This is a genomic window from Brevibacillus sp. HD3.3A (assembly GCF_013284375.2).
Lineage (GTDB): Bacteria > Bacillota > Bacilli > Brevibacillales > Brevibacillaceae > Brevibacillus > Brevibacillus parabrevis.
The window spans coordinates 3857909-3881652 of sequence record NZ_CP085874.1 but is presented as its reverse complement, the minus strand read 5'-3'; the positions used below and the strand labels follow the sequence as shown (position 1 = coordinate 3881652).

The following is a 23744-nucleotide window of genomic DNA, read 5'->3' as shown; positions in this document are numbered from 1 at the left end:
AATCGGCATCCGTCCGGCTTCTTGTCTCTGCTACCTCTCCATAGGTAACGTGAGTCAAGAAGCTTTTTCTTTCGATAAATCAGATTAACCGGAGGGATTTTCGATGAACAACCTAGCGCACCTGATTGGCTTGAAAGACTTGTCCAAACAACAGTTGGTCCAGCTTTTGGACCGCGCGCAATACTGGGCAGCTAGACCCAGTGAGCAAGCAGACATCTTGCGCGGCCGCTTCGTGGCGAATCTGTTCTTTGAAGCCAGCACCAGAACCCGCTTCTCTTTCGAAGTAGCTCAAAAGAGACTCGGCGCACATGTGTTGAACTTCATCCCGGAAACCTCCTCTACAGTAAAAGGCGAGACGGTGTATGACACGATCCGCACGCTGGAAGCGATGGGCGTGGAGGCTGCGGTGATCCGCACGAAAAAGGAAGGGCTGTTGCAGGAGCTGGCGCAGACGGTAGACATGAAGCTGGTCAACGCCGGAGACGGGACAAACGAGCATCCGACCCAATGCCTGCTCGACCTGCTGACGATGAAACAGCAGTTCGGCATGCTGGAGGGCTTGACGGTGGCGATCATCGGCGACTTGCGCCATAGCCGCGTGCTCGGTTCGCACCTGCACGCCATGCCTAAGCTGGGAATCAATCTGCTGCTGGCTGGTCCGCCTGCGATGATGCCAGCGGACATCCCGCAAGGCGTCAAAGTAGTGAGCATGGAAGAAGCGATCCAAACTTCAGATGTAGTCATGATGCTCCGCGTCCAGCTGGAGCGCCACACTGAATCGCTCTACACTTCCAAGGAAGAGTACCACAAAGCATTCGGGCTGACGCTGGAGCGGGCGACCATGATGAAGCAAGGCGCGGTCATCATGCATCCGGCCCCTGTCAATCGCGGAGTCGAGATTCACACCGACCTGGTAGAATGCGAAACATCTTTAATCCAAAAACAAGTAACCAATGGAGTCGCAGCGAGAATGGCTGTACTGGAAACTCTGCTGAAAGGGAGCGATACAAAATGGGAACCATCCTTGGCAACGGCAACGTACTAAATCAGGCGGGAGAACTGATCCCGGTAGAAATATTGGTGGAAGAGGGACGAATCGCCGCGATGGGAGAAAGCCTGCCGCGCGAAGGCCATGACTGGGTAGATTGCAAAGGCGGAATGATCAGTGCGGGATTGATTGATGTCCACGTCCACCTGCGCGAGCCGGGTTTTGAACATAAAGAAACAATCGAGACAGGAGCGACAGCAGCCGTGCGTGGCGGCTTCACCACGATCTGCTGCATGCCGAATACCCGTCCTTCCATTGACAGTGTGGAAACCGTGACCTCGATCCTGGACAAAGCGCGTGCAGCCGGAAAGGCCCGCGTGATTCCTTACGGCGCGATCACTGTACGCCAATTGGGAAAAGAACTGACAGATTTCGCAGGCTTGAAGGAAGCGGGAATTTTTGCCCTGACAGATGACGGTGTCGGCGTGCAGTCCACGGCGATGATGAAAAAAGCGATGACAGCAGCAGCCGAGCTGGGAATTTCGATTGTCGCCCACTGCGAGGACGAAGACCTGCTGATTCCGGGAGCAGCCTTGCACGACGGCGTGGTCGCAGCGCGCCACGGACTGCCTGGCATTCCGTCCGAATCCGAGTCCATCCACGTCGGACGCGACATTTTGCTTGCGGAACAGACAGGTGTGCACTACCACGTATGCCACATCAGCGCAAAAGAATCTGTAAGACTCGTGCGCGACGGGAAGCGTGCAGGTGTGAACGTCACTTGCGAAGTAACGCCACACCACTTGCTGCTGTGTGACGAGGACATCCCGGACAATCTGGATACGAACTGGAAAATGAATCCGCCGCTGCGTTCCCGCGAGGATCGCGCAGCGCTGATCGCCGGGCTGAAAGACGGCACGATCGACATGATCGCGACAGACCACGCTCCACATACGCAGGAAGAAAAAGCAAACGGCATGGCTCGCGCGCCATTCGGCATCGTCGGTCTGGAAACAGCTTTCCCGCTGCTTTACACCAACCTGGTGCAAACAGGCGAGCTGACGCTGCAAAGACTGGTTGAGCTGTTGACTGTACAGCCAGCGAAAGCTTTCGGACTGTCGGCCGGACGTTTGGAAGTAGGCGCGGTGGCAGACTTGACTGTCATCGACCTGGAGACAGAAAAGAAAATTGATCCGACAACCTTTGCCAGCAAAGGAATCAATACACCGTTTACGGGATGGGCGTGCAAAGGCTGGCCGATCCTAACACTGGTAGACGGCAAGATCGTACATCAAGGCGTGTAAAACGACTCAGCCTGTCAACTAGCAAGCGAGCGGGCACCTATGGGAGAGACGGCAGCTTTTACACGAAAATGAAGGAGGAGCATAGATGCGTGCAAGATTGATTTTGGAAGACGGAACAGAATTTATCGGAACAGCGTTCGGAGCGACGAAGGAATCCTACGGGGAAGTGGTTTTCAATACAGGACTGACAGGATACCAGGAAGTTCTGTCTGACCCGTCCTACTGCGGGCAGATCGTAACCATGACATACCCGCTGATCGGGAACTACGGGATCAACCGCGACGACTTTGAAGCTGTTCGTCCGTACATTCACGGCTTCGTCGTCCGCGAGCATTGCGATATGCCGAGCAACTGGCGCAACACCAACACGCTGGATGAGCTGCTGAAAACATACGACATCCCGGGGATCGCCGGAGTAGACACGCGGATGCTGACGAGAAAAATCCGCTACCACGGCACGATGAAAGGCATGATTACGACCAGTGAAGCCCCGCTTGACGAGCTGGTGGCAGCGCTCAACAGCACGACCTTGATGACGGATCAAGTTTCCCGCGTCTCTACAAAAAGCGTGTTCAGCTGCCCGGGGACGGGACATCGCGTCGCACTCGTTGACTTTGGCTCCAAGCACGGCATCTTGCGCGAACTGACCAAGCGCAACTGCGATGTGGTCGTCGTGCCGTATGACGTGACGGCAGAAGAAATTCGCCGCATCCAGCCAGACGGCATCCTCTTGTCCAATGGCCCTGGCGACCCGAAAGATGTACCGCAAGCAAGCGAGATGATCCGCAGCATTTTGGGAGAATACCCGCTGTTCGGCATCTGTCTCGGACACCAGCTGTTCGCCCTCGCTTCTGGCGCAGACACGATGAAAATGAAATTCGGCCACCGCGGCGGCAACCATCCGGTGAAAGAGCTGCCGACGGGACGCACATACATCACTTCCCAAAACCACAGCTACGCTGTAAAAGAAGATTCGCTCGCGGGAACCGAGCTGGAAGTTACCCATATCGCTCTGAATGACGGGACGATTGAAGGACTGCGCAACCAAGCGAAGAACGCCTTCTCCGTTCAGTATCACCCGGAAGCGGCTCCAGGGCCGTACGACTCCGGCTACTTGTTCGACCAGTTTCTTGCGATGATGGAAACCGCTAAGGAGGAAAAAACTCATGCCAAAACACGCTAATTTGAAAAAAATCCTCGTGATCGGATCGGGTCCCATCGTCATCGGGCAAGCTGCGGAATTTGACTACGCTGGTACGCAAGCTTGCGAAGCATTGAAAGAAGAGGGCATGGAAGTTGTCCTGATCAACTCCAACCCGGCGACTATCATGACTGATACCAACATGGCTGACAAAGTGTACATCGAGCCAATCACGCCTGAATTTGTGGCGCGCGTGATCCGCCAGGAGAAGCCGGACGGACTTTTGCCTACCCTTGGCGGTCAAACCGGCCTGAACATGGCGGTTGCCCTTGCAGAAGCAGGCATTTTGGAGCAAGAAAACGTGAAGCTGCTCGGCACCAAGCTGGAATCGATCAAGCAGGCGGAAGACCGTGAGCTGTTCCGCGCACTCATGAACGAGCTGGGCGAGCCGGTTCCTGAATCGGTGATCGTCAGCACAGTCGAAGAAGCGGTCAATTTTGCCAACGAAATCGGTTATCCGATCATCGTGCGCCCAGCCTACACCCTGGGTGGAACAGGCGGCGGAATTTGCGACGACGAAGAAAGCCTCCGCGAGATCGTCGCAAGCGGTCTGAAATACTCGCCGATTACCCAGTGCCTGATCGAGAAAAGCATTGCCGGAATGAAGGAAATCGAGTACGAAGTCATGCGCGATGCCAACGACAACTGCATCGTGGTCTGCAACATGGAAAACATCGACCCGGTAGGGGTTCACACAGGTGACTCGATCGTCGTAGCGCCAAGCCAGACGCTCGCTGACCGCGAGTACCAGATGCTGCGCTCTTCCGCGCTGAACATCATTCGCGCACTCGGCATCGAAGGCGGCTGCAACGTGCAGTACGCGCTTGATCCGCACAGCTTCCAATATTACGTCATCGAGGTAAACCCGCGCGTAAGCCGTTCCTCTGCGCTGGCTTCCAAAGCGACTGGCTACCCGATTGCGAAAATGGCAGCGAAAATCGCCATCGGCTATACGCTGGATGAACTGAAAAACCCGGTGACAGGACAGACGTACGCTTGCTTTGAGCCGACACTGGATTACATCGTGAGCAAAATCCCGCGCTGGCCGTTTGACAAGTTCCAGTCTGCCAACCGCAAGCTCGGCACGCAAATGAAAGCGACAGGCGAAGTCATGGCGATCGGACGCACTTTTGAAGAATCGATCATGAAGGCGATCCGCTCCCTGGAAATCGGTTCCTACCACATCGAGATCAAAGGGGCGGGAGAGATTTCCGAAGAGGAACTGACAGCCCGTCTGATTCAGGCCGACGATGAGCGCCTGTTCCTGCTGGCGGAAGCACTGCGCCGCGGCTGGACCATCGACCAACTGCACAGCTTGACGAAGATCGACCTGTTCTTCCTGCACAAGTTCCACAAAATGATCGCTTTTGAACAAGAGCTGGCAAACGGACTGACTGCCGACAAACTGTTTGAAGCAAAACGGATGGGCTTCACCGACCGGAAAATCGCCGAGCTGTGCGGCGAAACCGAAGAAGCAGTACGTGCGCTTCGCATGGAAAAAGGCTTCGTTCCGGTATACAAAATGGTAGATACGTGCGCAGCCGAATTTGAAGCGCAAACGCCTTACTACTACTCCAGCTACGAGGTAGAAGATGAGCGCATCGAAACAGGCAAAAAGCGCGTGGTCGTACTTGGCTCCGGCCCGATCCGGATCGGTCAAGGGATCGAGTTTGACTACGCAACCGTGCATGCTGTCTGGGCTTTGCGCGAAGCGGGCTATGAAGCGGTCATCATCAACAACAACCCGGAGACGGTTTCGACAGACTTCAATACATCCGACCGCCTGTACTTCGAGCCGCTGTACATCGAAGACGTCATGAACATTCTCGATGTCGAGAAACCGGAAGGCGTGATCGTGCAGTTCGGCGGACAAACAGCGATCAACCTGGCTGACAAGCTGGCCGAGCGCGGCATCAAAATTTTGGGCACGAGCCTGGAAAACATCGATGCGGCAGAAAACCGCGAGAAGTTCGAAGCGCTCCTGCGCAGCCTGGATATCGCGCAGCCGCCTGGCAAGACGGTAACATCTGTCGAGCAAGCGGTAGTCGCAGCGGAATCCCTCGGCTTCCCGGTACTGGTTCGTCCATCCTACGTCTTGGGCGGACGGGCAATGGAGATCGTCTACAACGAAGCCGAGCTTCGCGAGTATATGGAAAAAGCAGTGAAGGTCAACCCGGATCACCCGGTATTGGTCGACCGTTACATGGTCGGGGTAGAGGCAGAAGTCGATGCGATCTGCGATGGCGAAAACGTGCTGATCCCAGGCATCATGGAGCACATCGAGCGCGCAGGGGTTCACTCCGGCGACTCTATCGCGGTTTACCCGCCGCAATCGCTGTCCCAGGCGATCAAGGATGAACTGATCGACATGACGACGAAGCTGGCGCGTGCGCTGCAAGTCAAAGGCTTGCTCAACATCCAGTTCGTCATCTACAAAGATCGCCCATACGTCATCGAGGTGAATCCGCGCTCTTCCCGTACGGTGCCATTCCTTTCCAAAGTGACAGGCATTCCGATGGCGAACATCGCAACGAAAGCGATTCTCGGCCACTCGATCGTCGAGCAAGGCTTCACACCGGGCTATCATCCGGAAGAATCGGTTGTATCGGTCAAAGTTCCGGTCTTCTCCTTCGCCAAGCTGCGTCGCGTAGACATTACGCTCGGCCCGGAAATGAAGTCGACCGGGGAAGTCATGGGCCGGGAGAGCACGCTGGCAAAAGCGCTGTACAAAGGCTTGGTCGCTGCTGGCATGAACATCCCGACACAAGGAACCTTGCTCGTAACAGTAGCAGACAAAGACAAGGAAGAAGCGCTCGACATCGTAAAACGTTTCCGCCACCTCGGCTTCAAGCTGATGGCGACGGCAGGAACGGCTGATTATCTGGAGCAAGCAGGCTTGTCCGTTACACGCGTGAACAAACTGTCCGAAGGCACACCAAATCTGCTCGACGTGATCCATACAGGCGAAGCGAACATCGTGCTCAACACGCTGACAAAAGGCAAAACGCCACAGCGCGACGGCTTCCGCATCCGCCGCGAAGCAGTAGAGAACGGCGCGGTATGCTTGACTTCGCTGGACACAGCTTCTGCCCTCCTGCATGTGCTGGAAACGATCACGTTCTCGACAGAAGCAATGCCTGCCCAACGCGCAGGTGCGAAAGTGGCAGCAACCGTATCCTAGACGAGGTTCGAGAGTAGCAGACCGGACGAGAAAAGGGGAGAGCAGTGTGCAACAGCAATTGACAGATGTTCGGGAGCGCATGATTGTTGCGCTCGACTTTTCCACCATGGATGAAGTGAAGAAGTGCCTGGAGCCGCTCTCCGGGCACATCCGCTACGTAAAAGTGGGGATGGAGCTGGCGTACGCCGAAGGCCCAGCCATCGTGTCCTATTTGAAAGAGCAGGGGCTCAAAGTGTTTGTGGACTTGAAAGTGCACGACATCCCGAATACAGCCAAAGGGGCGATGAAAAGCCTCGCGCGTCTTGGCGCTGACATGGTGAACGTGCATGCGGCCGGGGGCGTGGCAATGATGGCAGCGGCGAGGGAAGGATTGGAGCTGGGGACAGCGGCAGGTGCTGCTCGTCCTCTCCTGATCGGCGTAACGATGCTTACTTCGACAGGAATGCAGACGATGAACCAGGAGCTTGCGATCCCAGGCTCCGTCGAAGATGTCGTCGTGCATTACGCCATGATGACGAAGCAAGCCGGATTGGACGGAGTTGTCGCTTCTCCACTGGAAGTGCCGATGATCAAACAGGCAGCGGGCGAGTCTTTCGTAACCGTGACGCCAGGCATCCGTCCTTTGGGAACCGATCAGGGGGATCAGACGCGGATTACGACACCGGAACAGGCTTTCCGCCTGGGCAGCGACTATCTCGTGATCGGACGTGCCATCACAGGGGCAAAAGATCCCGCAGGCGTCTGGCAAAGCATCGTGGCAGCGGTAGAAGCAGATCGCGCGTAAGCATTCACGCCGGAAGGGATGAAGAGAAATGACGACAAACACAACAGCCAAACAAATTGCAGCGAACCTCCTGGAGATCGGAGCGGTTCACCTGCGCCCGGAACAGCCTTTTACCTGGACATCGGGAATCAAGTCGCCGATTTACTGCGACAACCGCATCACCATGTCTTACCCGCACGTACGCCGGGCGATTGCCCAGGCATTTGCCGAGCTGATCAAAGAAAAGTATCCAGACGCCGAAGTTGTGGCGGGAACGGCTACGGCTGGCATTCCGCACGCGGCATGGGTGGCAGAAGTTCTTGATTTGCCAATGATTTACGTGCGCGACAAGGCAAAAGGACACGGCCGCCAAAACCAGATCGAAGGCGCACTTTCCGCCGGACAAAAAGTAGTGGTCATCGAAGACCTGATTTCTACAGGCGGCAGCTCCCTGAAAGCAGCGCAAGCCGTTCAGGCAGAGGGCGGCGAGGTGCTGGGCGTCGTAGCGATCTTCAGCTACCAGTTCCCGGATGCGGAAAGCTTGTTTGCCGAAGCAGGCGTTCCTTGCACGACGATTTCCCACTACACGGCACTGCTTGAGGCGGCAAAAGAACAAGGCGTAATCACAGCGGAACAGGAGAGCGTGCTGGGCGAATGGCGCAAATCTCCACGGACGTTTTTTGCATAAAAACTGATTTGGCTTCGGAAAAGAGTGGACACCGTTGAAGTAACGGCTCCACTCTTTTTGTTTTTTGGAAACGACCAACAAGGATTGTCTCGGCACGCACAAAGTGGCGGACTGGGCGAGAGTTTACGCTTCGGGGAAAAAAGTCGCCAGATGGAAAAGCAAGACATCCGAATGGTTCGTTCTAAACGCAACTGGAGAGCGCAGAAGAGTGCCCGATCCAGGGGCCATCCTTTTTGCCTGCCTGTTCTGCGTAGCAGTGGAAACGCCCGTCAGACTTGATTTCGGACGCGAATTTGAACACCTTCTGCTTCGAAAAAGCGGGTGATCCACGTCTGATCTTCTCGCAGATCAGCCAGTTGTTCAGGGAAAAAGATGCCGCCAGCAGTAGCCAGATTGTTGCCTTCCATCAAGATTCTTTGCGCCTGGATGGCAGCTCCTGTAGCGGTCAGGTGAGTTTGTCCCTGCGGGTCTGTGATCTCCACCTGTCTGCGCGTGAGCACACCGTGCTGGTCGCGTCCTTCAATCTGGACGGTGACATGGTGCGCAGCGCCTGTGCCCGGGTTGTACAAAATGCTTTGCCGCGCTTTTTGCCCGAGCAGCTTCCACACTCCGCTCCGCACGAGGAAAACGAGTGCGGACGTGGACCATGTTTGATCGAAAGCGATGCGGAAATTTGCTGAATGGACAGACGAATTTTGTACCAATGTCACATGATCGGGCGTATCCAGCCGATAGCATTTGGCCCGAAAGCCGTTCGGAAAAGTAACCGGACGCGGCTCTGTCATAGGCAGAACGGTTCGCGTTTGGCTGCCTTCGAAAACGTGAAAAGGAATCGTCATCCTGTTCATGTACGCGGTAGAATCCGGCCCTGCTTTATCCTGCAAAGAGTAAAGGGCGTATATATTGACAGACGCTTCCTGCAAGCCGTCGGCGTACATTTTGCCGAAAAGGGCGGGCGTTCCTCCCATCCACCCAGAGGCGAGGACGATTGGCGCACGAAGATCAACGCTTCGCAGTCGGTCGATGGCTACCGAGAATCGCTCTGTCCAGCGGGTGACGTCCACGAGCGGAATTTGCCGCCGAGCGCTTGCGAGCAGCAGCCTGTCATCAGGATCGTTGACGGCATTAATAATGAGAGACAGGTCTTTTGGCGCATCAATAAGCGGGTCTGCTGCCGTATTGTCCACGAAAAGCGAATGAACTCGGGGAGAGGCGAAAGGAAGCGGCTTCCCCGGATTTCTGCCCCCGAGCAGCAATTGCAAATCGTGATTTTGCTCGTGTAAAATGCGGGCAATTTGGCTGCCGACAGTCCCATACCCGCCGACGATTAATCCTTTTTTCTCAGCCAAAGAAAACTCCTCCGTTTGTATGTTTATTTGTTTAAGTTTATCAACATAAAGTGAAGAAGAAAAGGGACGCGCTGTCCCTTGCCAGTTGCTCGTTATGAACATTCTTCTTCGACAAATGTGACGAGTTGTTTAAACAGAAGCATCGCCTCTGTAATTTCCAAGCGGTAGTAAATTTCTGTTCCTTTTTTCTCGGAGTGGAGCAATCCGGCTTGCCGCAATATTTTCAAATGATGGGAAACGGTCGGCCTGGACATCGGGATATGCTCGGCAATTTGCGTGACGTTCAAGCTTTCTTTGTCAATCAACAGGGCGACGATTTGCTGGCGCACGGGATCACCTAGCCCTTGGAAATAAGGACTCAGCTGCATAAAAAGGTGGATCGCTTTTTCGTTACAGGTTGGATGATTCATAGCTACACTCCGTTAATAAACTTAATCATTTGAACGTATTATAATCCTCCTTCCTTTTTTTTGCAACCTTCAAAACGGCTAATTTGCAAAGGTTTTTCCGCAACGGCTCTCGCTGTGATTCATGTAATGGAAAAGCAAATCAGGGAATAGTAAGAGGGGTTACAAATAAGTTGAAGGAAGGTGCTTATGTCATGAAGGAATGGACGGGGAGCGCAGTCTCCCGCGAAGCAGTAGGGAAAATCAGAAAGGTATTCGGCTCTTGCTTTCTGGCGCTGGCGTTGCTCTTTTTCATCCCGAGCACAGGTCTCGCGGTAGGCAAAGGCGCGCAGGGACCAGACGTATATGTGATTCAAGGGATGTTGAAATCATTAGGTAGCTATTCTGGACAAATCAACGGATACTACGACGATGTCACGGTGCGCGGCGTCAAGCATTTCCAGAAAAAACACGGCTTGCCTGCGACAGGCTCTGTGGACAAGCGCACGCTTAATCGCATGGTTTACTCTTATGATCGAGTCGTTTCCAATCCACACCGCGGCGGAGCAGGTCAAGGTAGCGGCAAAGGCATCGGAGGCGGAGCAGGCCAAGGTGGCGGCAAAGGCTTTGGCGGCGGAGCAGGTCAAGGCGGCGGCAAAGGCATCGGTGGCGGAGCAGGTCAAGGTGGCGGTAAAGGCTTTGGCGGCGGAGCAGGTCAAGGTGGCGGCAAAGGCTTTGGCGGCGGAGCAGGTCAAGGCGGCGGTAAAGGCATCGGTGGTGGAGCAGGCCAAGGTGGCGGCAAAGGCATCGGTGGTGGAGCAGGCCAAGGTGGCGGTGAAGGCATCGGTGGCGGAGCAGGCCAAGGCGGTGGAGCAGGCCAAGGTGGCGGAGCAGGCCAAGGCGGTGGAGCAGGCCAAGGTGGCGGAGCAGGCCAAGACGGTGGAGCAGGCCAAGGCGGTGGAGCAGGCCAAGGCGGTGGAGCAGGCCAAGGCGGCGGAACAGGCCAAGGTGGCGGCAAAGGCATCGGTGGTGGAACAGGCCAAGGTGGCGGGAAAGGTATCGGTGGTGGAACAGGCCAAGGCGGCGGAACTGGTGAAGACGGCGGCAAAGGAACTGGCAACGGCGGCGGAACCGGAGAAGGCGGCGGCAAAGGAACTGGCAACGGCGGCGGAACCGGAGAAGGCGGCAAAGGAAACGGCAACGGCGGCGGAACCGGAGAAGGCGGCGGCAAAGGAAACGGCAACGGCGGCGGAACTGGAGAAGGCGGCGGCAAAGGAAACGGCAACGGCGGTGGAACTGGCAACGGCGGCGGTACAGGCAACGGTTCCGGCAATGGCAATGGATCTGGCAAAGACAATGGTCAAAATGCCGAGGACAACGAAGGAAACGGCAAAGACTAAAAAACCGTTACCTGGCAAAAACGCTTCGTTTCTCCCAAAGAGACGAAGCGTTTTCGTTTAGACAGGCGAAGCAACGGTTTGCAACGTCATTTTGTCCTTCGTCCGCCAATGTTCGCAATCCCGACTTTCCATATTCTGCTTGCAGGACGTTTGCATTATAATAAAGACGTCCGCGCTCCTTTTTCGGATGGGGTGGAAGACTTTTTCCCTAGCATGGAAGTCATGCAAAACAAAAGCTGACATACATAACGACACAGGATATTGATGGCAGAGGATGAATCACATGGCGAAAATAGAGATCATAAAAAGCATGCTGAGCAATGATCGGGGAAATGCCCATGCATGGTTTCTTTTGGGAATGGAGCATGCGGAACTGGGGGATCGCACGGAAGCATTGCAAGCTTTTACGCAAGCTCTCTCACTCGGAGATGGGGAAATAAAAGATAAAGTTGCAGTGGAATTGAACAAGCTGCAAAGGGAAATGCCGTTTTCCAAAAGCAAAAAAGGAAGCGCTTCTTGGGAGGCTTCTCTTTTTGGCTGGAGGCCCTCGCGACGAATCCAGGTGATAGAGGGGGGCAAAGGAAAAGCAGTTGAGCATGGTTGCGCGTTGCCCGACTTTACGACTGGCTATCATTCGGTTGGCGGGTTGCAAGCTGAAAAAGAAGTGATCGTAAACACATTCGCTGCCCTGACACAGCAAGGCGTGGTACATGAAAGGGGAGAGCGAGGAGGGATTTTGCTTTACGGCCCATCCGGTTGTGGCAAATCATTGCTCGCTAAAGCGACGGCAGAGGAGTGCCGCGTTCCGTTTTTTCCGATAGCGCAATCGGCAGGAAGCGACGTTATGTCCTATCTCGCTGAGTCTTCCTTTTCTGCTGTTGCGGAGGCAGACAGCTATCAAAATAAGCCGCTGCTTGTCTTTTGGGACGAGCTGGACGGGCGACAAGGGCCACAGTTCGCCTATCAGAAGCAGGTGGATACGGAATTTGCATGGCTTGCGAAACTGGGCGAGTGGCAGCAGGCTGAGCGAGGGCTGTTCCTTATGGGAGCGACTACCGTTCCCTGGGAGCTGGACATCGCATGGTTGCGGGAAATCGGCTTTGCGCAAATGCTGTTTGTCAGTCCGCCGGATCGGGCAGCGCGGGCAGAAATTTTCCGGTTGAAGCTGAGAGGCAGGCCCGCCGAGCCGATTGATTACGCGCAACTGGCAGGCTGGACGGAATTTTATTCAGGAGCGGATATTGAGTACGTAGTTGAGCTTGCTACCGAGCAAGTCTTGCACGATTTTTTGACCAAAGGGGTGGAAAGGCCCATTCAGATGAGCGATTTGCGCGAATCGATCGCAGCCACTCGGCCGACGACGATCGAGTGGCTGCGGACGGTCAAAGAACATTTGCAAGAAATCAACCGAGACGGACATTATGCGGCTGTCGCACAATATTTGGACATGCATCGGCGCATTTGACTGGCAGGACCGGACTCACTTGAAAAACGTGAGGGGGTCCTGCCGTTTTTCTTGAAATAGAAAGAATATTGACGCAACGACTGTCTTTCTATAATCTGAGGGTAATCGAGCTGATTCAGCAAGGAATGGGAGGAATCGACATGAAGCTGTATGATATATCTCGACCACTCACAAAAGCTACGCCGACGTGGCCGGGGGACACAGCTTTTCAGTACACCGTGAACTGGCCCAAATCAGAAAGCGGCTCCGTCAATGTCGGGAAGCTCGTGATGAGCATTCACACGGGAACGCATGTGGACGCGCCGTTTCATTTTGATGATCACGGGAAAACGACGCTGGAATTGCCGCTTGATCTGTACGTAGGCGCAGCCAGAGTAGTCGATGTGTCGGGGCGTGCAAGCATCGGAGCGGATGATCTGGCGGGAATCGACTTGTCAGGGGTAACCCGATTGTTGCTCAAAACCATGTCGTGGTCCGAACCCGAGACGTTTCCTGCTGAGATTTGCTACCTTCGTCCTGATTTGCCGCCGTTTCTGGCAGAAAAAGGAATCAGGCTGCTTGGCCTGGACGTGCCTTCCGTCGATCCGCTAGAGAGCAAGGAGCTGCCTGCCCACCACGGGCTGCACCAGCATGGCATTTATATTTTGGAAGGGTTATGGCTAGATGCCATCGAGCCTGGCGACTATGAATTGATCGCACTGCCGCTCGCCTTGGCTGGTGCTGATGGAAGTCCTGTGCGGGCTGTTCTGCGCCGATAGGCTGTAGCGATGAAAAACCGCTCATACCTTAAAGCGGCATGAACGGTTTTTTTCCTAACTTTATTTCAACTTACGCTCTACGTGATTTGCAAGAGGGGGGAAGTTTTCTCAATGACGTCCCAATTCATGCCGCGCGCTTTCAGTCTGGCGAGAAACGGGATCGGATCGATCAGCTCTGGAGGTATGCAGCCTGTCATCGAAAGCAGTCCCTCTGCCATCATGTCAACGGCAACGACAGGCGGGATGCCGGTTTGCCAAATCGTTGCCTGAAATTCGGTTTTTTGGAAAACCTCGTCATGATTGGCGATCGTGTAGACGTAAACTTCTTTTCGCTTGTTATCTTTTCTGCCCTTGACGAGCGCGCCGACGCTGGAGTAGCCGTGGATTTTGCCTGCCAGGTCTACTGGTTTGGGCATCGTCGTTACGACCACGTCGCGCGGGGCAACGCGCACTCCTTTTACTTCAATCTCTTCATCGCTGTCCAGCCCAAGATAGCGCAACACTTTCAAGGTGTTGACGAAATCGGGGTGCAGGGCGTATTTGAAGTCGACGTATTTGCAGCCTTTTGCCCGTCCAATCGTCTCGCCGAGCGTAGTGGCTTCTTCATGCTCCACGTTGTAGCAGTCCAGCCAGCCGATCGGCTCCGGAAATTCAAATTCTTCTTTGTTGGCAAAAGGTGTCGGGAAATACTGTTCGCCTTTTGCCGCAGTCCAGAAGTTGGGCTTTGCCAGACATTCCTGTATGGCTGTCTGCGGGCTGAAATAGGAGCAGAAGCCGTCGTAATCCACTACCGAATTATCTCCATCCCGGATGAGAATGGCGTCTACTTCATCGAGCGAATCTACAGCGTATCGTGCGGCGATGTTCGAAAAACCGGGGTCGCACCCGAGCCCCATGATTCCCAAAATACCTGCTTTCCGAAAACGGTCGTTCCAGGACAGTTGCTGCTGCAGCCATTGCGGGCCGCAAGAAGCCGTATCAATATAATGAGTTCGTGTGTGAAGGCAAGCCTGCATCACCGCCAGGTTGTTTTCTGGCAAGCCGATGTGCAGCAAAAGGTCGATGTCGCCCAAAATGGATTGGACGCTGGACACGTCGCGGGCATCCACACATTTTACCTGGATTTCCACATTCGTCTCCCGGCGCAGCTCCTGGGCCAGTTCTTCTGCCGGGCCGATGGCTATATCGGCCAGGACAAGCTTGGTGACAAAACGGGATTTGATCAACTCGCACGCGCTTACTTGTCCGACTCCACCTACTCCTAAGATTGCGACTCGCATAGAGTCCTCCTCCCTGGTGACAAATCTGCTATCTTCGCATTCGAAACAGCCATTTTTGCAAAAATAACGAAATGGACGATGAACGGCGGACTCCCGCCAGGGCATCATCGATCGGCTCGCGGGGACGCAAGGAAAGCACCATGAGAAACCTCCTTTTTCGTTTTGATTGTTCACCAAACGATTGAAAAAGCAAGGTGAATAGTACATGTATATGAAGCATTCCTCACGTCCCATGCGCGACAGTGAATATCGAAGCGCAATTCTTTTTCGGGGATGGGACTTGTCTTTCCAGCAAACAGCTACGCCTCGGTTTTTCCTCTCTGCGGGTTGCGAAAAGTGTTGACCGCAAGCGGTTGTATCCACTTTCATGAAAAAGTCGAGGTGCACTCGTCAAGCAGAGTTGTCTTGATAATAAAGCGAATTTCTCTAATAATAACGGTGTAAACCAACGAAGCATTCCGCATCGTGAGTGTACGGAAGGATGGAAACACACATGGAACCGATGAGCTTTGTTCTTTTTGGCGCGACAGGAGACTTGGCAAAACGCAAAATTTATCCGGCCTTGTTTAATTTATACGTAGATGACAAACTTCCCGGCAGCTTTTCTATTGTCGGTGTGGGCAGGCGAGCTTGGTCTGGTCAGGAGTTTGTTCGCAGCGTGGAGCAGTCGATCCGGGAGTTTTCCCGGCGAGATGCGATTGATCAGGCACAGCTTGAACGATTTTTGGCAGCCTTTTCTTATGCGGCTGTCGATGTGACGAAAGCAGAAGCTTACACGCCACTGCTGGAACGGGTCAAGCAGCGCGAGGACGAATGCAAGCTTCCGCAAAATCGGATGTTTTATTTGTCGGTTGCCCCTGAGTATTTCGAGGTGATTGCTGCCAATATCCAGACGAGCGGACTCGGCTCTGTTGCCGGCTGGAAGCGCCTGATCATCGAAAAGCCGTTCGGACGCGATCTGCAATCGGCGGAAGACTTGAATGAGAAGCTGGCCAAAGCGTTTTCCGAAGAAGAAATTTACCGGATCGACCATTATTTGGGCAAAGCGATGGTGCAAAATTTGGAGGCGTTGGAGTTTGCCAATCCCGTTTTCGCCGCTCTCTGGAACAATCGTCACATTGCAAACGTACAGATCACAGCGAGCGAAACGGTCGGGGTAGAAGAGCGGGCTGGTTTTTACGAACAGGCTGGGGCGCTGCGTGACATGTTGCAAAATCATATGCTGCAAATGCTGATGATGGTTGCCATGCACATCCCCAAGCGGATTACGGCGCAAGACATTCGCGCGCAGAAACGTAAAGTAATGGAAGCAGTGCGGCCGCTGGCGCTTGAAGAAGTGGCGAAAAACATCGTGCGGGGGCAGTATCGCGCAGGAAGCATGGGGGAAGTTCCGGTGGCAGGCTACCGGGAAGAGCCGGGAGTATCGCCGACCTCGATGACGGAGACGTATATCGCAGCCAGAGTCTGGATTGACGACCCGTTTTGGAGCGGAGTGCCCTTTTACATTCGCACAGGGAAACGGATGAAGGAAAAGTCGACGCGAATCGTCATTGAGTTCAAAAACCCGCTGGAGCAGCTGTATCGGGAGCAACAGGAAAAGACAGCGCCGAATTTGTTGATCATTCATGTGAATCCACAGGAAGGAATCGCTTTGCAGCTGAATAGTAAGAATCCGGCCAATAGCGGAAAGATTGAGCCTGTGACCGTTGATTTCAGTTCCGGGCAGAAGGACGTCCCAGAGGCTTATGAACGCCTCTTGTTCGATGCGCTGCGTGGAGACTCGACCTATTTTGCCCATTGGAATGAAGTGCGCCTGTCGTGGAAATGGGTAGAGCCAATCTTGACGGCTTTTGAGCGCAATCTCGTACCGCTTGTCTCGTATGAAGCGGGAACATACGGGCCGGATGCAGCGAAACAATTGCTGCAAGCGGAAGGATTTTCCTGGTGGTTGGATGAAGTAGAAGAGAGGGAGCCGGAGCCGATGCATCGGTAATGGCTGACTGTACACCTCGGCTTATGCGAGTGTCTTGCTCATTTCGGGTTGAGACTGGCTCAAGCCAGGGGTGAGTCAAGTGAAAAAGAAGGGGGAAGCGATTCATGCGTTTTGGCGTAATCGGCACCAACTGGATTACAGATGAGTTCATCCAGGCAGGTTTGACCGTCGAAGGCTTTTCTCTTCAGGCGGTCTACTCGCGGACGAGCGAACGCGCCCAGGAATTTGCTGAAAAATACCAAGCCCCTTTTGTATACACGGATATAAAAGAGATGGCATCGAGCGGAACCATCGATGCTATCTACATCGCAAGCCCCAATTGCTTTCATGCGGAACAGGCGATCCTGTGCATGGACATGGGGCTGCATGTGTTGTGCGAAAAGCCGTTTGCCTCTAACGCGGCAGAAGTCGAAGCTATGCTTGCGGCAGCGAAAAGAAATGATGTGCTGCTCATGGAAGCCGTCAAATCGACCCTTGTGCCCAATTTTTCTGCCGTCCGGGATCATTTGCCCAAGCTCGGCACCATTCGCCGATATATCGCAAGCAACTGCCAGTATTCCTCCCGCTACGATGCCTACCGACAGGGCCAGGTTATGCGAGCTTTTGATCCCGCCTATTCCAACGGAGCGTTGCTGGACATCGGGATTTACTGTCTCTATCCTGCGATTGTGCTGTTTGGCAAGCCAGAACAGGTCAAGGCGGAAGGCGTTCTACTGCAATCAGGGGTAGATGGCGAGGGCAGCATGCTGTTGAAGTACGAAAATATGGATGCCGTCATCAGCTTTTCCAAGATCACGACTTCGTACCAGCCTGCGGAGATCCAGGGGGAGGACGCGACGATGGTGATCGATAAAATCAACCATCTCACGCGTATCGAGATTCGCTACCGCGACGGGAGGGTCGAGGATGTGACCAGGCCCCAGACGCCCAAAACGATGCATTATGAGATCAGAGAGTTCATTCGCTTGGCTGAGGCAGGCTTGAGAGAGTCAGAGACAAATTCACATACAGCTTCCCGCTGGGCCATGGAGGTCATGGACGAAGCGCGAAGACAAATCGGTGTTGTGTACCCTGCTGATTTGCCGCGTTGAAGGAAGGGAACAGCTAAATCATAAAAAAGCAGGAAGACAAGGGGGGCGAAAACGCGATGAGAATGTTCGATGTGACGGCACCAATCTTTGAAGGCATGACGGTGTACAAGAACAAGCCGGAAAAGCAACCGAAAATACAGACGGTTACGAATGGGTACGTAACCGAGTCCAGAATCGATATGGATGTGCACTCTGGCACCCACGTAGATGCGCCGCTGCACATGGTGAACGATGGAGAGACATTTGAGAGCATCTCGCTGGAAAAACTGGTCGGGAACTGCCGTGTGCTTGACTTGACGCACGTTGAAGACAAGATTGGCCGGGCTGAGCTGGAAAAGTTTGATATCGCCCCGGGAGAGTTTCTCCTGTTTCAAACGAAAAATTCGCAAGACGACGCCTTTTCGTTTGAATTTGTTTATTTGGCGCACGATGGCGCTGCTTATTTGGCTGAAAAAGGCGTACGGGGAATTGGCACGGATGCTTTGGGGATTGAACGGAGCCAAGAGGGGCATCCGACGCATAAAACGCTGTTTGCCGCAGGTATCGTCGTGATCGAAGGGCTGCGTCTGCGCGATGTGCCACCGGGCCTCTACTTTATGGTGGCTGCTCCGCTGAAGCTTGTAGGAACAGATGCGGCTCCTGCTCGGGTGCTGCTGTTTGAAGGCTGGCAAGAAGGATAAATAGAGAGAAGCCAAGGAGGACATGAGCATGCTGATTCGCCCAAACCGGGAGGAGTACCAAGATTATTTTGCTACCTACGTCAGTCAAGTGCCAGAAGGTGATCTGCTGACGATTCTCGAACAACAGGCAGCACAGACAGGGGAGATGTTCGCCGGATTGACAGGGGAACAAATCGATTATCGCTACGCTCCGGGCAAATGGACGGTAAAAGAAGTGCTGGGCCATATCATCGATACCGAGCGAATCATGAGCTATCGCTTGCTGAGAATCGCCAGAGGGGATCAGACTGAGCTGGCGGGGTTCGATGAAAATACGTATGTAGCAGAAGGCTTCTATCAGGAACGCAGTCTGACGGATTTGCTCGCAGAATACAACGCTGTGCGACAGTCGACGCTGGCCCAACTGCGGGGGATCGCTGCCGAGGCGTGGACGAGAACGGGCACAGCAAATGGCAATAAGCTGTCGGCACGCACATTGGCCTATATTATCGCCGGACACGAGGCGCACCACTGTAGAATTTTGCGGGAACGGTATTCGCTGTAAGCCGGGAGAAGCGAGAGCGTAAAAAGTTTTGTGTAAATGGTTAAACTTCCCATTAAGGAGATGATCATTTATGCAAGACAAGAGAGACATGACCATCAAGGAGTTAGCGAAGGATTGCCGAACCATCGAGGACGTGCACATCATGCTAAAAGATTTGTTCCGTGACACCATCCAGCAGTTGTTTGAAGCAGAAATGGATGACCATTTGGGCTATGCCAAACATAGTGCCGATGGTGATCATTCAGGAAATAGTCGGAATGGGTATAGCAAAAAGACGCTGAAAACAAAGTTCGGCAATACAGAAATTCGTGTCCCCCGTGATCGCAACGGCGAATTTGAACCTCACATTGTGAAGAAGCATGAAACAACCACAAATGGCTTGAGGAGCAAATCATCGCACTCTACGCCAAAGGTATGTCTACTCGCGATATTGAAGAACACATGAAGGATCTGTATGGGATCGACGTGTCTCCTACGATGGTCAGTAAAGTACCGACAAGATTATGCCGATGGTGGCAGAATGGCAATGTAGACCACTTGATCGAGTCTATCCGATCGTGTTTCTTGATGCCATTCACTTCAAAGTTCGGCAAGAGAATCGTATCGTTAACAAAGCAGCATACAGCGTTCTTGGCATTACTATGTCTGGTCATAAGGACATTTTGGGCATTTGGATCGGCGAGCACGAAAGTGCAAGCTTCTGGCTCAATGTGTGTACAGAGCTGAAAAGCCGTGGTGTAGAAGACATTCTCATCGCCTGCAAGGACGGTCTTTCAGGGTTTTCTGAGGCGATCCATGCTGCTTTTCCGAAAACCCAAATTCAACTGTGCGTCATCCACCAGATTCGTAACTCTATGAAATATGTTCCGTTCAAAGAAGAAAAGTTAGTCTTGGCAGATTTAAAGAAAGTCTATCAAGCCCTTACGTTAGAAGAAGCTGAGACTGCTTTTTTCTACGTTCAAAGACAAGTGGGGAAAGAAGTACCCCATCATTATTCGCTCCTGGGAAAACAACTGGCTCGAACTGACCGCCTATTTCAGCTATCCCCAGAGATACGCAAGATGATTTATACGACGAATATCATCGAGGGCTATCATCGGCAACTCCGTAAGGTCACAAAGACAAAACGGCTTATCCATCCGACGATGCTCTACGGAAAATCATCTATCTGGCTACCGTTGAGGCATCGAAGAAATGGACTATGCCGCTTCGGAGTTGGAAAGAATGTATATCGCAACTTGCCATCCATTTTGGAGATCGATTGCAAGGGGAACTGTCCGCATAATCAACTGTTGAGTCGGCTTGACATGGAGCCTCTGCGGGCATGATTTCTTGCGATTGGGCGATGCCAGTAAAATATGCATCGCATGGCAAGCGAGCCTATCATGCCCGCCACTCCATGTAAAGCCGTTGACGTAACTGTCCACCCGTTAAAAACCCATTTACACAAAAAAATTTACATTCCCGGAGAAGCCCGCTGTTTCGCTTTCTGTGTGTCGCTTTTCGTTACTCGCTTTTCGTTACTCGCTTTTCGTTACTCGTTTTGCGTTACTCGTTTTGCGTTACTCGTTTTGCGTTACTCGTTTTGCGTTACTTGTTTTGCGTTACTCGTTTTGCGTTACTCGTTTTCCGTTGCTTGTTTTCTGCTGCTTGCTTTCCGTCGCTCATTTTCTGTTACTCGTTTTTCGTTTCTCGTTTTTTGTTACTCGCTTTTCGTTTCTCGTTTTTCGCTTTCCAGCTGTCGCTGCGTGTTCCTCGCTATCTTTTCGCTGCCGCTCGCAACTCGCCCTCCCTATCTCGGCAATGGTAGGGTACAATAACAGTAGTGATTTTTCCAATTTCATATGTGGGAACAGGTTCCTTGAGGTATATCGCCGCAAGGATAATAGGGAAGCTCGGTGCAAATCCGACACGGTCCCGCCACTGTAAGAGGGGAGTTTTGCGCATACAGGCCACTTGTCCAGACTTGGATGGGGAAGGCAGCGCCAGACGATGATCCCAAAGTCAGGAGACCTGCCTGTTTCGACGACACTGATGGACCTACGGGAGATAGGGAGGTGTTAGAGGACTCGCCATGACAGCAGGGGGACGAATACGTTTCTCTTTGCTTGCGCATTTTCTAACGATCGTATCGGTCGTCGGAAAATGCTTTTTTTGTTTGGGGAATGGAAGAAGGCCATCGAGGAAGCCGGAGTTGACTGTGATTGATGTAGCCTGTCGAGGGAGCAAGAGGTGTCTCGTGATTGCTCTATCTAGGGTCTATTTGCGCGGTTAATGCGCCTGTCAAGGGAATTAAGGGTGTATGCCGTTGCGGTAGCCTGTTAATAGACTCAGTGCCCGCCTCGTGATTGAAGTTGCTTGACTGGATCTTTATCAGGACAAGCATATCGCATGCTTGCGCACAACTGCTTTTTAGGTGGCATGGCTGCCAGATTGTAACCGCTGAAAAGGAGGGAGTGGCGTGGTTCAGCTTTTCATATGTCCATGGTGCGGCTATGTTGAAGAAAAAGAAGTGCCAGAGGAAAGCGAAGCAGGAATCGTTACGTGCGCTTGCTGCAACATGGCAGAAGTGGAAAGTGTGTTTGCGCGTGGAAACGGCTGCTTTGCTGAGGGGGTTGCCGTTCTGTCTTCCTGCTTGCGAGTCTTGTCAGCAAACAAAAAGAATTGTGTTGACGAATGCATTGGAATTTCTTAGAATAGGCTCAATAGCAAATCATAGTTCTTATCCAGAGAGGTGGAGGGTCTGGCCCGATGAAGCCCGGCAACCGTTGCTTTTGCGACAAGGTGCCAATTCCTGCGGGACGTTTCGTCTCGATAGATAAGAAGCGGGTGCCTCGTAGCAGTCAAGACGAACCTTCTTCTTAGCGGAGAAGGTTTTTTGATGTATGAAAAAGTGGGAACGAGGCAAACATTTGCCCAATTTCAAAGACAAGAGAGAACTGACATCTAGCAAAGAACAAAAATTCATAGTTTTCTTTATCTAGAGAGGTGGAGGGACTGGCCCGATGAAGCCCGGCAACCGTTACGCAGTTTGTGACAAGGTGCCAATTCCTGCAGGACGAAAATCGTTCTGGGAGATAAGGAGAAGGACCTTGATGCCAAACCTTCTTCTTAGCAAGAAGGTTTTTCTTATTTTTCCAAAACATGACATGAGGTGGTAATAATGAGCGCAGGTGTAATCAAAGTAGGATTGCTGGGATTGGGAACAGTAGGGGGCGGCGTCATCAAAACGATTCGCTCGCAACAGGAGAAGCTGGCGCAGCGGTTGGGCAAACGGATCGAGATTGTCAAAGCATTGGTTCGCGATTCGGAAAAAGAACGGGCGGTTCAGGTTGATCCTGCGCTTTTGACTACCGATTTTGAGGATGTGCTAAAAAGCGATGTGGACATTGTCGTGGAGGTAATGGGCGGTGTCGAGCCTACGTATGATTACGTGCGTGCCCTGATTGAAAAAGGCTGCCATGTGGTAACGGCGAACAAAGAGCTGCTCGCCAAACGCGGCCCTGAGCTTGTCGATCTGGCTAACCAGCATCAGGTGCATCTGGCTTATGAAGCGAGCGTAGCTGGCGGGATTCCGATTTTGAGTGTGCTGCGGCAGTTTTTGCGCACAAATGACATCCAAGGAGTTCGCGGTATTCTCAACGGGACGACGAACTTCATCTTGACGAAAATGGAGGCGGAACAGCTCTCTTATCAGGAAGTGCTGAAGCAGGCGCAGGAGCTGGGCTATGCGGAAGCTGATCCGCGTTCGGATGTGGAAGGTTTCGATGCCATGTACAAATTGTACATTCTCGCGCAGCTTGTGTACGGGGAGTCGTTGCCGCTTGCGGATGTCGTGCGTAAAGGAATCGCCGATTTGTCTGCCGGACACATCCGGATCGCAAGCGAGCTGGGTTACCGGATCAAGCTGATTGCCCAGGCACAAAAAGCCGAGCAAGGCATCCGCCTATCGGTTCAGCCGACTGTGCTGCCCATTGCCCATCCGTTGGCGCAAATCCAGGATGCGTTCAATGCGGTGCAGCTCTCCGGGAACATCGTGGGCGACCTGTTGTTTACGGGCCGGGGTGCAGGCGAACTGCCGACCGCAAGCGCTGTCGTTGAAGATTTGGCTTACTTGTTGACCCAGCCATTTACGCCGCATCCTGTTTGGACAGAAAAAAATGCCGCGGCTCAGTTGGAGCAAGGGCAAGACGAACGGGTGCTGTGTTATTTGGAAGGCTCGTGTATCGCCGCCACACCTGATCGCGTGCTGCATTTCTTGCGGGAGGCTGGCGTGAACGTGACGAAATTGAAGGTGCAATTCGATCTGGGCGGTGTGCTGCGCGCGGGCTTGATCGCTACAGGTATTCGCGCAGAGCATGAGCAAGTGCTGAAAAGTGACTTCGGACTTTCCGTGCGCTGCTTCCCGCTGATCGAATCGGCATAGCTCGCAGTCTGTCTAGATCAGCGCTGATCCTTTCTACTTGCTTTTTTTATCCGAGAGCTGTTGATCGGTATCTGAAGGCCCGTTTTTCTGATTGCCGGGGAAGATGACTTTTTCCCATTTGGTCATGAAATAACTGCAGAGTATAATAAGGCCGATCGCCGATACGGTGATAATCAATCCGGTCATATGTGCCGCCTCCTTTTCGCTGGAAAAAGTGGTTCTACTATGGTCTACGAAAGCAATATGG

The 23744-nt window shown here is 53.2% G+C and carries 18 protein-coding genes, 1 pseudogene and 3 riboswitches; of the genes and pseudogenes, 15 read left to right on the top strand and 4 right to left on the bottom strand.

Going from position 1 to position 23744, the window contains the following annotated elements; genetic code table 11:
• Window positions 1-103: 103 nt before the first annotated feature.
• From HP435_RS17890 to pyrE, 6 genes are all read left to right on the top strand, one after another.
• On the top strand, window positions 104-1045 hold the full coding sequence (locus HP435_RS17890; RefSeq protein ID WP_122965046.1) for an aspartate carbamoyltransferase catalytic subunit: 942 nt from the start codon (window positions 104-106) through the stop codon (window positions 1043-1045).
• Window positions 1012-2292, top strand: a complete 1281-nt coding sequence (locus HP435_RS17885; RefSeq protein ID WP_122965047.1) for a dihydroorotase — start codon at window positions 1012-1014, stop codon at window positions 2290-2292. The genes HP435_RS17890 and HP435_RS17885 overlap by 34 nt, the downstream gene beginning before the upstream one ends.
• 85 nt (window positions 2293-2377) lie before the next feature.
• On the top strand, window positions 2378-3475 hold the full coding sequence (locus tag HP435_RS17880; RefSeq protein WP_122965048.1) for a carbamoyl phosphate synthase small subunit: 1098 nt from the start codon (window positions 2378-2380) through the stop codon (window positions 3473-3475).
• On the top strand, window positions 3459-6674 hold the full coding sequence (gene carB, locus HP435_RS17875) for a carbamoyl-phosphate synthase large subunit (protein WP_122965049.1): 3216 nt from the start codon (window positions 3459-3461) through the stop codon (window positions 6672-6674). The genes HP435_RS17880 and carB overlap by 17 nt, the downstream gene beginning before the upstream one ends.
• Window positions 6675-6720: 46 nt before the next feature.
• Window positions 6721-7458, top strand: a complete 738-nt coding sequence (gene pyrF / locus HP435_RS17870; protein ID WP_122965050.1) for an orotidine-5'-phosphate decarboxylase — start codon at window positions 6721-6723, stop codon at window positions 7456-7458.
• Window positions 7459-7486: 28 nt separating this feature from the next.
• Window positions 7487-8125 carry an orotate phosphoribosyltransferase gene (pyrE, locus tag HP435_RS17865; protein WP_063229915.1) on the top strand — a complete coding sequence of 213 codons (639 nt, stop codon included), beginning with the start codon at window positions 7487-7489 and terminating at the stop codon, window positions 8123-8125.
• A gap of 269 nt (window positions 8126-8394) precedes the next feature.
• Here the strand turns inward: pyrE and HP435_RS17860 are convergent, their stop codons facing one another.
• Both HP435_RS17860 and HP435_RS17855 read right to left on the bottom strand, forming a co-directional pair.
• Window positions 8395-9474: a saccharopine dehydrogenase family protein gene (locus HP435_RS17860; RefSeq protein ID WP_173599270.1), complete on the bottom strand. Its 1080-nt coding sequence runs from the start codon at window positions 9472-9474 to the stop codon at window positions 8395-8397.
• A 92-nt stretch (window positions 9475-9566) separates the two neighbouring features.
• Window positions 9567-9884 carry an ArsR/SmtB family transcription factor gene (locus tag HP435_RS17855; protein ID WP_063229913.1) on the bottom strand — a complete coding sequence of 106 codons (318 nt, stop codon included), beginning with the start codon at window positions 9882-9884 and terminating at the stop codon, window positions 9567-9569.
• A 191-nt stretch (window positions 9885-10075) separates the two neighbouring features.
• On the opposite strand from HP435_RS17855, the gene HP435_RS29115 reads away from it, so the two are divergent.
• The 3 genes from HP435_RS29115 (at window position 10076) to kynB (ending at window position 13483) form a co-directional block, all read left to right on the top strand.
• A complete protein-coding gene (locus HP435_RS29115; protein WP_255679090.1) occupies window positions 10076-11260 on the top strand; it encodes a peptidoglycan-binding domain-containing protein in 1185 nt (394 codons plus the stop codon).
• A gap of 283 nt (window positions 11261-11543) precedes the next feature.
• Complete coding sequence (locus tag HP435_RS17845) at window positions 11544-12725, top strand: AAA family ATPase (RefSeq protein ID WP_173600209.1); 1182 nt, start codon at window positions 11544-11546, stop codon at window positions 12723-12725.
• 140 nt (window positions 12726-12865) lie between these two features.
• Entirely contained in the window at window positions 12866-13483 is a 618-nt protein-coding gene (kynB, locus tag HP435_RS17840; RefSeq protein ID WP_173600208.1) for an arylformamidase, read from the top strand.
• A 77-nt stretch (window positions 13484-13560) separates the two neighbouring features.
• Here kynB and HP435_RS17835 read toward each other — a convergent pair whose 3' ends face one another.
• Window positions 13561-14763 (bottom strand): saccharopine dehydrogenase family protein, encoded by a 1203-nt coding sequence (locus HP435_RS17835; protein WP_122965055.1) that lies wholly within the window; start codon window positions 14761-14763, stop codon window positions 13561-13563.
• A 493-nt stretch (window positions 14764-15256) separates the two neighbouring features.
• Here HP435_RS17835 and zwf point away from each other — a divergent pair, with 493 nt between their 5' ends.
• The 6 genes and pseudogenes from zwf (at window position 15257) to HP435_RS17805 (ending at window position 23497) form a co-directional block, all read left to right on the top strand.
• Window positions 15257-16756 carry a glucose-6-phosphate dehydrogenase gene (gene zwf / locus HP435_RS17830; RefSeq protein WP_173600207.1) on the top strand — a complete coding sequence of 500 codons (1500 nt, stop codon included), beginning with the start codon at window positions 15257-15259 and terminating at the stop codon, window positions 16754-16756.
• Window positions 16757-16860: 104 nt separating this feature from the next.
• The gene (locus tag HP435_RS17825) at window positions 16861-17847 is read left to right on the top strand and encodes a Gfo/Idh/MocA family protein (RefSeq protein WP_173600206.1); all 987 of its coding nucleotides are present in this window, start codon (window positions 16861-16863) and stop codon (window positions 17845-17847) included.
• Between the two features lie 56 nt (window positions 17848-17903).
• Window positions 17904-18527 carry a cyclase family protein gene (locus HP435_RS17820; RefSeq protein WP_173600205.1) on the top strand — a complete coding sequence of 208 codons (624 nt, stop codon included), beginning with the start codon at window positions 17904-17906 and terminating at the stop codon, window positions 18525-18527.
• A 28-nt stretch (window positions 18528-18555) separates the two neighbouring features.
• Entirely contained in the window at window positions 18556-19071 is a 516-nt protein-coding gene (locus HP435_RS17815) for a DinB family protein (protein WP_173600204.1), read from the top strand.
• A gap of 70 nt (window positions 19072-19141) precedes the next feature.
• Window positions 19142-20399 (top strand): annotated as a pseudogene (locus tag HP435_RS17810) (IS256 family transposase).
• Between the two features lie 509 nt (window positions 20400-20908).
• Window positions 20909-21107, top strand: a riboswitch (cobalamin riboswitch).
• A gap of 683 nt (window positions 21108-21790) precedes the next feature.
• Window positions 21791-21896, top strand: a riboswitch (SAM riboswitch).
• Window positions 21897-22044: 148 nt separating this feature from the next.
• A riboswitch (SAM riboswitch) is annotated at window positions 22045-22155 on the top strand.
• Between the two features lie 79 nt (window positions 22156-22234).
• Window positions 22235-23497: a homoserine dehydrogenase gene (locus HP435_RS17805; protein ID WP_173599651.1), complete on the top strand. Its 1263-nt coding sequence runs from the start codon at window positions 22235-22237 to the stop codon at window positions 23495-23497.
• 33 nt (window positions 23498-23530) lie between these two features.
• Here the strand turns inward: HP435_RS17805 and HP435_RS17800 are convergent, their stop codons facing one another.
• Window positions 23531-23683: a hypothetical protein gene (locus HP435_RS17800; RefSeq protein WP_173599652.1), complete on the bottom strand. Its 153-nt coding sequence runs from the start codon at window positions 23681-23683 to the stop codon at window positions 23531-23533.
• Window positions 23684-23744 lie beyond the last annotated feature (61 nt).

Coding starts and splice junctions, on each gene's coding strand:
- HP435_RS17885 (WP_122965047.1), top strand. CDS start 1,012: ATGGGAACCATCCTTGGCAACGGCAACGTACTAAATCAGGCGGGAGAA.
- HP435_RS17805 (WP_173599651.1), top strand. CDS start 22,235: ATGAGCGCAGGTGTAATCAAAGTAGGATTGCTGGGATTGGGAACAGTA.
- HP435_RS17800 (WP_173599652.1), bottom strand. CDS start 23,683: ATGACCGGATTGATTATCACCGTATCGGCGATCGGCCTTATTATACTC.
- HP435_RS17845 (WP_173600209.1), top strand. CDS start 11,544: ATGGCGAAAATAGAGATCATAAAAAGCATGCTGAGCAATGATCGGGGA.
- HP435_RS17855 (WP_063229913.1), bottom strand. CDS start 9,884: ATGAATCATCCAACCTGTAACGAAAAAGCGATCCACCTTTTTATGCAG.
- HP435_RS17820 (WP_173600205.1), top strand. CDS start 17,904: ATGAGAATGTTCGATGTGACGGCACCAATCTTTGAAGGCATGACGGTG.
- kynB (WP_173600208.1), top strand. CDS start 12,866: ATGAAGCTGTATGATATATCTCGACCACTCACAAAAGCTACGCCGACG.
- carB (WP_122965049.1), top strand. CDS start 3,459: ATGCCAAAACACGCTAATTTGAAAAAAATCCTCGTGATCGGATCGGGT.
- HP435_RS17825 (WP_173600206.1), top strand. CDS start 16,861: ATGCGTTTTGGCGTAATCGGCACCAACTGGATTACAGATGAGTTCATC.
- HP435_RS17890 (WP_122965046.1), top strand. CDS start 104: ATGAACAACCTAGCGCACCTGATTGGCTTGAAAGACTTGTCCAAACAA.
- HP435_RS17815 (WP_173600204.1), top strand. CDS start 18,556: ATGCTGATTCGCCCAAACCGGGAGGAGTACCAAGATTATTTTGCTACC.
- pyrE (WP_063229915.1), top strand. CDS start 7,487: ATGACGACAAACACAACAGCCAAACAAATTGCAGCGAACCTCCTGGAG.
- HP435_RS17880 (WP_122965048.1), top strand. CDS start 2,378: ATGCGTGCAAGATTGATTTTGGAAGACGGAACAGAATTTATCGGAACA.
- zwf (WP_173600207.1), top strand. CDS start 15,257: ATGGAACCGATGAGCTTTGTTCTTTTTGGCGCGACAGGAGACTTGGCA.
- HP435_RS29115 (WP_255679090.1), top strand. CDS start 10,076: ATGAAGGAATGGACGGGGAGCGCAGTCTCCCGCGAAGCAGTAGGGAAA.
- HP435_RS17835 (WP_122965055.1), bottom strand. CDS start 14,763: ATGCGAGTCGCAATCTTAGGAGTAGGTGGAGTCGGACAAGTAAGCGCG.